Source organism: Pseudomonas sp. Sample_14 (assembly GCF_004307515.1).
In the GTDB taxonomy this organism is placed as follows: domain Bacteria; phylum Pseudomonadota; class Gammaproteobacteria; order Pseudomonadales; family Pseudomonadaceae; genus Aquipseudomonas; species Aquipseudomonas atacamensis.
Genome location: NZ_RCOC01000084.1, coordinates 22836 through 34627, shown reverse-complemented (window position 1 = coordinate 34627; position 11792 = coordinate 22836). Strand labels below are relative to the sequence as shown.

Here is an 11792-nt window from a genome sequence, read left to right as displayed (position 1 = left end):
AACTTGATTTAACACACTCGCGGGTATATACACGCATCATGCTTCCTTCTCAGTGTTTGTGCACCAACCTGCGTCGCGCCGCGCGTGGCGTCAGCAGGCATTACGACGGCGCTCTCGACGGCTTCGGGATCAACGTTGCCCAGTATTCTCTGCTGTGTAATCTGCAGCGGCTGGAGCAACCGAGCATTTCCGAACTGGCAGAGGCCATGGGCCTGGATCGCAGCACTTTGGGGCGCAATTTGCGTGTGCTGGAGGGCGAAGGTCTGGTGGCGCTGGCCGAAGGCGAGGACATGCGCAACCGCATCGTGCGCCTCACCGAAACCGGTGTGCAGCGCCTGGTAGCGGCATTGCCGGCGTGGGAAGCGGCGCAACAGCGGCTGATCGACCGGCTCGGTGCCGAGAAGCGCGAAACCTTGCTCAAACTGCTCGACGAACTGGCCTGACGCCGGTTTTTTCGCGCTCAAGCGGGTATATACCCGCGACTGGAGAATAACAATGACATCGATGTGGCGTACGTGCGGTTGGGTGTTGCTGGGGAGTGCGCTGATCCTGGCGTTGTCATTGGGCGTGCGCCACGGGTTCGGTCTGTTCCTGTCGCCGATGAGCGCGCAATTTGGTTGGGGTCGGGAGGTATTTGCTTTCGCCATCGCCCTGCAAAACCTGATCTGGGGTCTGGCGCAGCCATTCACCGGCGCCCTGGCCGACCGCTTCGGCGCGGCGAAAGTGGTGCTGGTCGGTGGGATCCTCTACGCAGCGGGCCTGGTGTGCATGGGCCTGTCTGATTCGGCAGTGACTCTGTCACTGAGTGCCGGCCTGCTGATCGGTATCGGTCTTTCGGGCACTTCGTTTTCGGTCATTCTTGGTGTTGTGGGTCGCGCTGTGCCGCCAGAGAAACGCAGCATGGGCATGGGTATCGCCAGCGCCGCCGGTTCGTTCGGCCAGTTTGCGATGTTACCGGGCACGCTGGGCCTGATCGGCTGGCTCGGCTGGTCGGCCGCGCTGTTGGTGCTGGGCCTGTTGGTGGCGATGATTGTGCCGCTGGTGAGCATGCTCAAGGACAAGCCGCTGCCGGTGCTTGGCCATGAACAGACTCTTTCCGAAGCGCTGCGTGAGGCCTGCTCGCACTCCGGTTTCTGGCTGCTGGCGTTCGGCTTTTTTGTCTGCGGTTTTCAGGTGGTGTTCATCGGTGTGCACTTGCCAGCGTATCTGGTCGATCAGCATCTGCCCGCCAGTGTCGGCACTACGGTGCTGGCGTTGATCGGACTGTTCAATATCTTCGGCACTTACACCGCCGGCTGGCTTGGTGGACGCATGTCCAAACCGCGTCTGTTGACTGCGCTGTATCTGTTGCGCGCAGTGGTGATCGTGCTGTTCCTGTGGTTGCCGGTGACCACCACCACGGCGTATCTGTTCGGCATGGCCATGGGCTTCCTGTGGCTGTCGACGGTGCCGTTGACCAACGGTACGGTGGCGACCTTGTTCGGCGTGCGCAATTTGTCCATGCTCGGTGGCATCGTCTTTCTGTTCCATCAGCTCGGCTCGTTCCTTGGCGGTTGGCTGGGCGGGGTGGTGTACGACCGAACCGGGAGTTATGACTTGATCTGGCAAGTGGCGGTTCTCTTGAGCCTGCTGGCAGCGGCCCTGAACTGGCCGGTGCGCGAGCGTCCGGTGGCGCGCCTGCAAGCTGCGGCGAGTGCAGCATGAGCCGGATCTGCGCGCGGGTCGTTGTTGCCGCACTGGCTGCGGCGCTGTTGGCGCTGGTGTGGTGGGGCTGGCAGCGCGGCGGTCTGGCGCTGATGCAGTTGGGCATGAGTATTTGCTAGATGGCAGCGTGGCGAGTAACGTCGAAGCCTGATGACTGCCCAAGGAAATTCGACATGTTGATGCGCTGGTGTGCTGTTCCCGCGTTGCTGATGGCGTTGACTGGCCTGGCCCAGGCCGCCGACTGTCCTGAGCTGCTGCAAGGCTCGCTGCCCAAGCTGCGCGCCAAGGAATCCATCGATCTGTGCAAGCAGTACGCCGACAAGCCGCTGGTGGTAGTCAATACCGCCAGCTTCTGCGGTTTCGCCCCGCAGTTCGAAGGCCTCGAGGCGCTGAACAAGCGCTACAAGGCGCAAGGGCTGGAGATGCTCGGCGTGCCGTCCAATGACTTCAAGCAGGAGTCCAAGGACAGCGCCGAAACCGCCAAGGTCTGCTACGCCAACTATGGCGTGACCTTCAACATGACCGAGCCGCAGAAGGTTCGCGGCGACGACGCCACGCATCTGTTCCAGGTGCTGGCCGCGCGGAGCAATGCGCCGAAGTGGAATTTCTACAAGTATGTGGTCGACCGGCAGGGCAAGGTGGTGGCGAGTTTTTCCAGTTTGACCAAACCGGATGATCCGGAATTTATTGCGGCGATCGAAAAGGCCATTGCCTCCAAACCGCTGAAGCCCTGATTAATGCTGTTCTCTGTGGGAGCGGGCCTGCTCGCGAAGCGATGTGTCAGTTAGCACATCAACATCTAACATACCGCCTTCGCGAGCAGGCTCGCTCCCACAAGGGTGATTTTGTCGTTCCAGTGAAAAGTTGCAGGCAAGAAAAAGCCCCGCCTCTGTAAAGAGAGCGGGGCTTTTTGGTGGGCGAGGGGTTAGCCTCGCCACGGTGCATCAGAAGCGGTAAGTCGCGCCGACACCGAAGCCGTTTGCCGAGTTTTCATACTTGGCATCGTAAGTCTGGCCACGCGCGTTTTCGTTGCGGATGTTGACCGACTCTTCTTTGAGGTACGAGTACGCGACGTCGATGGTCAGGTCGTCGGTCGGGCTCCAGCCGGCACCGATACTGAAGATGGTGCGGTCGCCAGTCGGGATACGTGGCGAGCGGTCTTCGTTATTGGTTGGCGACTGGTCGAAGGTCAGACCGGTACGCAGTACCCATTCCTTGTTCAACTGGTACGAGGTACCCACGGCGTACGCCCAGGAGTCATGCCAGTTCTGGTCTTCGTTGATCGAACCGAACTGACCGGCCAGCAGAGGCTGCACGCCGGAGTTCTTCACGGTGATCTTTTCCAGTTGGCTCCAGCGGGTCCAGGTGGTACCGGCGTAGACGTTCCAGCGATCGTTGATCGCCTGGGTGACCGACAGGTCCACGGATTCCGGCGTGGTGATCTTCAACGAAGCGTCGTACTTCTGGTTGGCGCCAACGCCCACCAGCGCCAGAGCGTTGTAGTTGACCTTGGTGTCGCCTTCGAGCTTGTAGTCGACCTTGGAGTGGTAGGTCAGGCCGACACGGGTGGTGTCGGTGGCCTGGACCAGCAAGCCGACGTTGTAGCCCAGCGCGGTGTCGTCACCCTTGATCTTGACCTTGCCGTCCGGCAGTGCCTGGGTGATCGACAGGTTGGATTCCAGCGAGCCGTCGATGCGGTTGATGGTCGGGCCGAAACCGATCGACACCTTATCGTTGAAGGCGTAGCTGACGGTTGGCTGGAAAGTGATGACTTGCACTTCGGACTTGCTGCCGAAGTAACGACCGGCGAAGCCGTTTTCGTAATCCGTGATCAGACCGAACGGTACGTACACACCGAGACCGAATGCCCAGTGGTCATCGATCGGTTTTACATAGAAGCCCATAGGTACAGCGGTGAAGGGCACCATGTCGCCTTTGTTGCTGCCGCCGTTAGGGCTGGAGCTGGCGTTGCTGATATCGGTGTGTGCATCGACAACGGCGACACCACCGGTGACTTGTTCGCGCTTGATGCGCGCCATGCCGGCCGGGTTGCCATAAACAGTGCTTGCGTCGTCGGCAGAAGAAGATCGCCCGGCAAAACCAGTCCCCATCCCACTGATGCTTTGTTCGTTGAGGGCAAAACCTGCCGCGAAGATTTGTGTGGAGGCAAGGGTAACGGCGAGGCTAAGGGTGGTTTTGAGCATGACTTTTTTCATTATTAGAACTCCTGGTGATCACCGGGGCGAAAATTACCAACATTTTCGTCCCAGCGCTATAGCCTGTATGCCTTGAGTTAGAGCGGTTTTGTAGGACAATCCGACCAAAATGGCGACCTGATGGTAGAACTTGTGAAACCGCCCGGTCAGCAAGCGACCTGATTCAGCGGTGAAACACAGGTTTGCCAGGCATAGGTGAAGTCGCGCAAACGGCCTTGCGGTTGAAAGGTCTGGCGCCAGATACGCGCCATGCCGAGCAGGTCGGTCGGAGCGGGGAGGGTGGGGTTTTGTTCTTCTACCAGCAGCCAGGCGATGGCCGTGGCGTAACGCAGGTTGACGGTCAGTTCCAGATGCGGGCCGCTGAGGAACGCATGCTGACTGGCCAGGCCGCGCACCAGGCTGGCGCGCTCCGGATCGAGCGCCAGATAATCATCCCAGAGCGCCTGATGGCGATGCTCGGCAATCCGGTATAGGCCGTGGCCACGGCGGTCATGCAGGGCAGACCCGAGGGCGGACTGGCTGGCGGCGATACCCAGCAGCAGGGATTCGGCAGTTGCGCAGTGGCGTCCCAGATAAATCAGTGTGGGACGGATCACATAGCGGCACAGTTCGCTGGCAGCGATACCCATAACACCCTCGGTTCTTGTTGTTGAGGGCGAGTCCTGAAGGGGCTTTGGCAGCAGTGGATCGACTCAGGCTCGCCGCAAGCGGGTCAAGCCGCTTGAGTTGAAGTGTAGTGTCATATTCAGCGTGTAAAGGTCTGTTTTTAAAATATTTCCGCCATCGCATCCCGGGCGTTAGATCGGAACATGCTTAGAAGCGCAGCGCTAAAAGTGAAATATCAGGCAATAAAAAGCCCCGCTTTTCAGCAGGGCTTTGCTTTTGCAGCCTGTCCGGCTTTCAGGCAACCAGTGCCTGACGGGTACGCTCGATCACGGCCTGCAGCGGTTCGGCGCTGGAGTATTGATCGGGGTACAAACGCTCGCTGTGACGAGCGATGCCGTGTTCATTGACCACAGTGAAGCTGAAGCAGCCTTTGCGGGCGGCCATGATCAGGCAGTTCATTGGAGCAAAAGCGTTGGTTAGGGTGCGAATGGCATCCTGAGTCTGGATTTGAGTAGACATAGTTATTAGGTGTTCCTACAAATGACACGGATAAGAACCGTGCAACGTTAAAACGTTCCAGTAACGTTGATCACCATTGATCGAACGAAGAACCCGACTGGAACAAAGCAGCCAGTTTGAAGCGCTGATAAATGTGCGCGCTTGGGCTGGCAGGTAGGTACTTAGGAGGACAGGCATCACAGCGAGGGCAAAGGTTCTGGGCCCGGGGTGAAGATCCTGATCAATTTGCAGGTTGGTTCGGTCAGAGTAAGTGTTCTTCGCAACGCCCTTTGTTTTCGTTCAAAGGCAGCGTCGTCGCAAGATTTACCTGGAAACCATCGAGGGGTCGTTCCCGCTTTTTTCGGCAGTGTCTTCCTGTTGGAAGTTGACCGTGGGGAGATGTCGACCGGAATTGACTTTCAGCTTGGTACTAACGCCGCGGATAGTAACGGATCCGTTCGGGCGAAGCAAACCCCATGACCAAAAAAAGGATCACAGGGAGAGGTCGTGTCGCACCGTCCGTCGGCGTGCATGCTTTTCGCAGAGCCTCTCGGTCGCTCGCAGCTGCGCAAAATGACCCGAAAAAGCGCACGCATATAACCGGCTCACAGGTACTTGTGCACATTAGTTGCGCAGAGCGTAACGCAACTGTCACATCGATCCTGACTCCAGTCGCTGCCTGTATCAAAAGTTTAAGTCAATGAAAAATATCGTCTTTTTTTGTTGGTGAAAAAATCGTCAGTTTGACTGCGAGCCCCATTCCATAAGGCTTTGCGGGGATCGTAGAGCGGTTGTCCACTGACTTATCCACAGCTTCTGTGGATTGTCCCTAGCGCTTGCTCTAGCACGGGCGTGCCGGGTTTTTTTCGACTTTACCTGTAAGAAAAAGAGAGTAAAGTGGCGCGCCTTCCGATCTGTCCCGCAGTGCTTTATGAAGTTTCGCTCAGTATCAGACTCTGTTACCTCCAATCCGACCTCTGTTACCGCTCCCAAGCGTTTTTCCGTGCGTGTTGCCGAATGGCTGCTCGATGCGCCGCGCCTGAGCGACAGTCCCAGCGCCAAACACCTCGCCGGCCGTCTGCTCAAGCAACCGGCCCGTGAAGGTGTGGTCGCTGCACAGAGCCGCCTCGGCCAATTGATTTGCCGGGAGTGCGGCAATGCCCGTGACCGGCGTATCGGCCAGGAGCTGCTGCGTCAGGCCGCCCGTGCCGGTGACCGTCGCGCGCAGCAGGAACTCGGTCTGATCGAAGACTGAGCTGTCCAAGCCCAGACACCTTGGTTAACCTTCAGGCTTTATCCGATTGGCAGGAGTCGCTATGGCTATGGACTTGACCAGCATATTGCTTGGTCTTGCGGCAGCAGGGGTGCCGCTGCTGGCGCTGGCCTGGCAACTGCAACGCCGGGCCAGCAACGCCCAGGCCGATCTGGCCTTGCTCGAAGAGCGCCTGGCCATGGCGCAACTGGCCCAGGACGGCCTCACCGCGCAGCTTGAAGCGAGTCGCGATGAGATCGCCGACCTCGGTCAGGCTAACGCCGCCAAACAGGCAGACCTCGCCGCCCTGCGCCGCGAAGTCGAATTGCTGCAGATCGAGCGCGACGACGCCCGCGATGCCTCCCACGCCTGGAACCTCGAACGCGCCAACAAGGATGCTGAGTTACGCCGCCTGGACGCCCACGCTGCCTCGCTGAGCGCCGAACTGCGAGAGCAACAGGAAAGCCATCAACAACGTCTCAACGACCTGCAAGGCTCACGCGATGAACTGCGCGCGCAATTCGCCGAGCTGGCCGGCAAGATCTTCGATGAGCGTGAGCAGCGCTTTGCCGAAACCAGCCAGCAGCGGCTTGGGCAGTTGCTTGATCCGTTGAAAGAGCGCATCCAGTCCTTTGAAAAACGCGTTGAAGAAAGCTATCAGGCCGAAGCCCGCGAGCGCTTCTCGCTGGCCAAGGAGCTGGAGCGTTTGCAGGCGTTGAACCTGCGTCTGAGCGACGAAGCGACCAATCTGACTCGCGCGCTCAAGGGCCAGAAAACCCAGGGCAATTGGGGCGAACTGATCCTCGAGCGGGTTCTTGAGCACGCGGGTCTGGAGAAGGGCCGCGAGTATCAGACTCAGGTCAATCTCAAAGGCCCGGACGGTGAGCGCTTCCAGCCCGATGTGATCATTTATCTGCCCGGCGACAAGCAGGTGGTGGTCGACTCGAAAGTCAGTCTCACGGCCTATCAACAATATGTTGCGGCTGATGACGACACATTGGGGCAGATCGCGATCAAGCAGCACGTATTGTCGCTGCGCAATCATGTGAAAGGTCTGGCCGGCAAGGATTACAAGCGTCTGGAAGGCTTGCACAGCCTCGATTTCGTTTTGCTGTTCGTACCGATTGAAGCGGCATTTTCTGCGGCATTGCAGGCTGAGCCGTCGCTGTTTCAGGACGCTTTCGACCGCAATATCGTGATCGTCAGCCCGACTACGCTGCTGGCCACGTTGCGGGTGATCGACAGTTTGTGGAAGCAGGAACGGCAGAGCCAGAATGCCCGGGAAATCGCCGAGCGCGCGGGCTGGCTGTACGACAAGTTCGTGTTGTTTATTCAGGATCTGGACGAAGTGGGCAATCGTCTGCAGCAGCTGGACAAGGCTTACAGCTCGGCGCGTAACAAGCTCACAGAAGGGCGCGGTAATCTGGTCAGCCGCAGTGAACAGTTGAAGTTGCTCGGTGCGCGGGCGAGCAAGAGCTTGCCGGCGGATTTGCTGGAGCGGGCGATGACGGATGTTGATGGGTTGGTTGAGTTGCCTGAGTAAATTCAAAGGCTCGTTTTTTTCTGGCTGATTGGGGGCATATCCGTTGCTGCGGTCGTGGCGGCTGGCGGTTTCGCCTGACGGCGACTTACTTTTTTACAAGCGCCAAAAAAAGTAAGCAAAAAACGCTAGCTCCTGCGTTCGGCCCTCGCAGGCTCGGGTCCCTTCGCTGCGGGACTGATCCGGGCGCAGCGGCTCCGGTTTGCTTCGCTGCACCTCCTTCCGCTGTGTCTGGCTGCGCCAGACGGTCGCTGCGCTCCCACGCCCGGATCAATCCCTCCGCTCAGCCTTCCGACGTCGCCGGTGAATCAAGATCAAAAGCACTCGAGCTTGCGCTCATTGTTGAGTGGGGCGGCTGCGCCGCAGGCAGCTTCGCTGCTTTGCTTTTCTGTGGGAGCGAGCCTGCTCGCGAAGGCGTCTGCAAGATCACTCTCTACAACGGCAAATACCGACTCAGCAGTGCCCGCAACGCTGCCGGCTTCACCGGTTTGGCCAGATAATCCAGGCCCGCCGCATGCACTTGCGCTACGGTCTCCGGGCGTCCATCCGCGCTGATGACCACGCCGGGCACGGGCTCGCCCAGGCGCGTGCGCAACCACGCCATCAGCTCTGTGCCGGTATCGCCGTGGTCGAGGTGATAGTCGACCAGCGCCAGTTGTGGCCGCACACCTTCATTCAATATCGCTGCGCATTCTTCGCGATTGCGCGCCGTCCACACTTGGCAGCCCCAGCGGCTCAGCAGGCTGTTCATGCCGATCAGGATGCTGTCTTCGTTATCGATGCACAGTACCTGCGCGCCGCTGAGCAGTTTTCCGTTCAGTTCCACCGTCGCGCTAACTGGTGGCGTTTGCGTGCGGGCGATCGGCACTGTCACGCTGAACACACTGCCGCGCCCCGGCCAGGAGCGAACGCGCAGGGTATGCCCGAGCACGCGGCACAAGCCATCGGCGATCGCCAGTCCCAGGCCCAGGCCTTTTTCGGCGCGGGTCTGGTGGCTGTCGAGGCGTTTGAATTCTTCAAAAATCACCTGCTGCTTGTCTTCCGGAATGCCCGGGCCGCGATCCCAGACTTCCAGGCACAGCTCGCCACCGCGCCGACGCACGCCCAGCAGCACCGGACCCTTGGCGTAGCGGAACGCGTTGGTGAGGAAATTCTGCAGAATCCGCCGCAGCAGTTTGATGTCGCTGTCGATGCGCAATTGACTGCCACGCACCCGGAACGTGAGTTTTTGCTCTTGGGCGAGCGCCTTGAATTCCGCGCCGAGGGTGTCGAACAGTTCATTGACGACGAACGCTTTGCGATCCGGGTTGATCTTGCCGTTTTCCAGGCGCGAGATGTCCAGCAGATCGCTGATCAGGTCTTCCGCCGAACGCAGCGAGCTGTCGAGGTGTTGCACCAGCTGCTGCGCCTCTGCGCTCAAGCCTTCGTTCTGGTGAGAGAGGGCGGCGGAGAACAGCCGTGCGGCGTTCAGCGGTTGCATCAAGTCATGGCTGACGGCGGCGAGGAAACGGGTTTTCGACTGGTTGGCCGCCTCAGCATTGCCCTTGGCTTCGGTGAGCGCGACATTGAGTTGCGACAGTTCCTGGGTGCGTTCGCTGACCCGTTGCTCGAGTCCTTCGTTCGCCTCGGTCAGCGCCTGTTCGGCTTCGCGGAACGCGGTAATGTCGGTGAAACTCATGACAAATCCGCCGCCGGGCATCGGGTTGCCGATCAGCTCGATCACCCGGCCATTGGGGAACAGTCGTTCGGAAGTGTGCGCGCGACCCTGACGCATCCAGTGCAAGCGTCGCGCGACGTGCACTTCCGCTTCGCCGGGGCCGCACAAGCCGCGTTCGGCGTTGTAGCGAATGATGTCGGCAATCGGCCGGCCGACGCTGATCAGGCCGTCGGGGTAGTTGAACAGCTCCAGATAACGCCGGTTCCACGCCACCAGTTTCAGCGACTGGTCGACCACGCTGATGCCCTGGGTGATGTTCTCGATCGCGCCTTGCAGCAGCGCGCGGTTGAATTGCAGCACTTCCGAGGCTTCGTCAGCGATTCGGACTACGTCCTCCAACTGCATTTCCCGACCTTCGATGGCGGCCTTTACTACGGCGCGCGTCGAAGAAGCGCCGAGGACACCAGCCAGCAAGCGTTCGGTGTGGGCAATCCATTCGCTGTCGGCGTTCTGGTTGGGGTTGAAGCCCTTGCCCTGGCGGTAGGCGAAGCGAATGAAGCTCTGTCGCGCGCGTTCTTCGCCGACAAAACGCGCCGCCAGTTGCAGCAGATCGTCGATCTGTACCGCCAGCATCGAACGAGCATTAGGTCGTGCGCTGATTTCCTGGCCGATGAAACGCCCGGCCTGCCAGTGCTCGGAAACCCGCGTGCGCGAGAGCACCGAGACCCAAGCGAACAGGGTGAAATTACCCGCCAGCGACAGCACCACGCCTTGGGTCAGCGGCGTAATCGGCAGGTTCAGTGGATTGCTGTGCAGCCACGCCAACCCGGGGAAGCTCGCCAGCGACCAGCCGAGACTGTGCGCGGCAATCGGCAGCACCAGTGTGTAAAACCACAGGAAAGTGCCGGTGGCGAGGCCGGCGAACACGCCCCGGCGGTTGGCCTGTTTCCAGTACAGCGCGCCGAGCATGGCTGGCGCCAGTTGCGTCACTGCGGCGAAGGCGATCTGGCCGATGGTCGCCAGGCTCGCGGTCGAGCCGAGCAAGCGATAACTGACGTAGGCCAGTAGCAGAATCACCACGATGCTCACGCGGCGCACCGAGAGCATCCACTGGCGGAAAACTTCGAACGGGCGCTCGGCGTTGTTGCGGCGCAACAGCCACGGCAACAGCATGTCGTTGGAAACCATGGTCGACAGCGCAACGCTGGCGACAATCACCATGCCGGTCGCTGCCGATGCGCCACCAATAAACGCCAGCATCGCCAGCGCCGGATGGGCCTGGGCCAGTGGCAGGCTGATCACGAACGAGTCGGGCAGCACATCGCTGGGCAGCATCATCTGACCGGCGAGGGCGATCGGGACTACAAACAGTGCGGCCAACGCCAGATAGGCAGGGAAGACCCATTTCGCCAGACGCAGATCCTGCGGGTCGATGTTCTCCACTACGGTCACGTGAAATTGCCGGGGCAGGCAGATGATCGCCATCATCGCCACGCCGGTCTGCACCACCATCGATGGCCAGTTGATGGTTTCCTTCCAATACGCCTCAAGGCGCGGGGCGAGCATTGCCTGATTGAACAGGTCGTCGAAACCGTCATACAGACCGTATGTGACGAAGGCGCCGACGGCGAGAAAGGCGAACAGCTTGACCAGCGACTCGAACGCGATCGCCAGCACCATGCCACGGTGGTGTTCGGTGGCGTCGAGGTTGCGCGTACCGAAAACGATGGTGAACAACGCCAGCACCAGCGACACGATCAGCGCCGTGTCCTGGGCGCGGGTGCCCATGGCATCGGCGCCGGCGCCGATCAGCAGGTTCACGCCAAGGACAATGCCTTTGAGTTGCAGGGCAATATAGGGCAACACGCCGACCAGACAGATCAGCGCCACCACCACCGCCAGCGATTGCGATTTGCCGTAGCGCGCGGCGATGAAGTCGGCGATGGAGGTGATGTTCTCCTGTTTGCTGATCATCACCATTTTCTGCAGGACCCACGGCGCGCCGACCAGCAGCAGGATCGGCCCGAGGTAGATCGGCAGGAATGACCACAGTTGTTCCGCCGCCTGACCGACCGCGCCGAAGAACGTCCAGCTGGTGCAGTAGACCGCCAGCGACAGGCTGTACACCCAGGCACGCACCCGCGGCGGCAACGGCGTGCTGCGACGGTCGCCGTAAAAGGCGATGGCGAACATGATGGCCATGTAGGCCAGGGCAACGACGGCGATCAGCCCGGTGGACAACGACATGCAGCACTCCCGACAAAAGACTCCCCGGCACTCCTGCCCGGGCGGACAGTCTCGCACGGGCGCGGCGGTTAG

At 60.2% G+C, this 11792-nt stretch carries 10 protein-coding genes; 6 read left to right on the top strand and 4 right to left on the bottom strand.

The annotated features are described in order from the left end of the window. Positions 1-38 precede the first annotated feature (38 nt). From D8U61_RS19540 to D8U61_RS19530, 4 genes are read left to right on the top strand one after another with little or no spacing between them, the layout of a single operon-like run. Positions 39-443 (top strand): MarR family winged helix-turn-helix transcriptional regulator, encoded by a 405-nt coding sequence (locus D8U61_RS19540; protein WP_130888575.1) that lies wholly within the window; start codon positions 39-41, stop codon positions 441-443. Positions 444-495: 52 nt separating this feature from the next. Beyond that, positions 496-1704, top strand: a complete 1209-nt coding sequence (locus tag D8U61_RS19535) for an MFS transporter (RefSeq protein WP_056783951.1) — start codon at positions 496-498, stop codon at positions 1702-1704. Then, entirely contained in the window at positions 1701-1823 is a 123-nt protein-coding gene (locus tag D8U61_RS28240) for a hypothetical protein (protein ID WP_016773715.1), read from the top strand. The genes D8U61_RS19535 and D8U61_RS28240 overlap by 4 nt, the downstream gene beginning before the upstream one ends. Positions 1824-1877: 54 nt before the next feature. Continuing rightward, positions 1878-2438 carry a glutathione peroxidase gene (locus D8U61_RS19530; protein WP_130927492.1) on the top strand — a complete coding sequence of 187 codons (561 nt, stop codon included), beginning with the start codon at positions 1878-1880 and terminating at the stop codon, positions 2436-2438. Between the two features lie 210 nt (positions 2439-2648). On the opposite strand, the gene D8U61_RS19525 is transcribed toward D8U61_RS19530, so the two are convergent. The 3 genes from D8U61_RS19525 to D8U61_RS19515 all read right to left on the bottom strand — a co-directional run bounded on the left by D8U61_RS19525 (position 2649) and on the right by D8U61_RS19515 (position 5045). Next, complete coding sequence (locus D8U61_RS19525) at positions 2649-3920, bottom strand: outer membrane protein transport protein (protein WP_130902173.1); 1272 nt, start codon at positions 3918-3920, stop codon at positions 2649-2651. Between the two features lie 146 nt (positions 3921-4066). Further along, positions 4067-4549, bottom strand: a complete 483-nt coding sequence (locus D8U61_RS19520; RefSeq protein ID WP_024012180.1) for a hypothetical protein — start codon at positions 4547-4549, stop codon at positions 4067-4069. 271 nt (positions 4550-4820) lie between these two features. Beyond that, positions 4821-5045: a hypothetical protein gene (locus D8U61_RS19515; RefSeq protein ID WP_016773719.1), complete on the bottom strand. Its 225-nt coding sequence runs from the start codon at positions 5043-5045 to the stop codon at positions 4821-4823. A gap of 910 nt (positions 5046-5955) precedes the next feature. On the opposite strand from D8U61_RS19515, the gene D8U61_RS19505 reads away from it, so the two are divergent. Continuing rightward, positions 5956-6279: a hypothetical protein gene (locus D8U61_RS19505; RefSeq protein WP_024012181.1), complete on the top strand. Its 324-nt coding sequence runs from the start codon at positions 5956-5958 to the stop codon at positions 6277-6279. A 175-nt stretch (positions 6280-6454) separates the two neighbouring features. Further along, positions 6455-7819: a DNA recombination protein RmuC gene (gene rmuC / locus D8U61_RS19500; protein WP_163012219.1), complete on the top strand. Its 1365-nt coding sequence runs from the start codon at positions 6455-6457 to the stop codon at positions 7817-7819. Between the two features lie 430 nt (positions 7820-8249). Here rmuC and D8U61_RS19495 read toward each other — a convergent pair whose 3' ends face one another. Next, positions 8250-11720, bottom strand: coding sequence for a PAS domain-containing hybrid sensor histidine kinase/response regulator (locus tag D8U61_RS19495; protein ID WP_130927491.1), 3471 nt, complete (start codon positions 11718-11720; stop codon positions 8250-8252). Positions 11721-11792: the final 72 nt, after the last annotated feature.

Coding starts and splice junctions, on each gene's coding strand:
- D8U61_RS19540 (WP_130888575.1), top strand. CDS start 39: ATGCTTCCTTCTCAGTGTTTGTGCACCAACCTGCGTCGCGCCGCGCGT.
- D8U61_RS19535 (WP_056783951.1), top strand. CDS start 496: ATGACATCGATGTGGCGTACGTGCGGTTGGGTGTTGCTGGGGAGTGCG.
- D8U61_RS28240 (WP_016773715.1), top strand. CDS start 1,701: ATGAGCCGGATCTGCGCGCGGGTCGTTGTTGCCGCACTGGCTGCGGCG.
- D8U61_RS19530 (WP_130927492.1), top strand. CDS start 1,878: ATGTTGATGCGCTGGTGTGCTGTTCCCGCGTTGCTGATGGCGTTGACT.
- D8U61_RS19525 (WP_130902173.1), bottom strand. CDS start 3,920: ATGAAAAAAGTCATGCTCAAAACCACCCTTAGCCTCGCCGTTACCCTT.
- D8U61_RS19520 (WP_024012180.1), bottom strand. CDS start 4,549: ATGGGTATCGCTGCCAGCGAACTGTGCCGCTATGTGATCCGTCCCACA.
- D8U61_RS19515 (WP_016773719.1), bottom strand. CDS start 5,045: ATGTCTACTCAAATCCAGACTCAGGATGCCATTCGCACCCTAACCAAC.
- D8U61_RS19505 (WP_024012181.1), top strand. CDS start 5,956: ATGAAGTTTCGCTCAGTATCAGACTCTGTTACCTCCAATCCGACCTCT.
- D8U61_RS19495 (WP_130927491.1), bottom strand. CDS start 11,720: ATGTCGTTGTCCACCGGGCTGATCGCCGTCGTTGCCCTGGCCTACATG.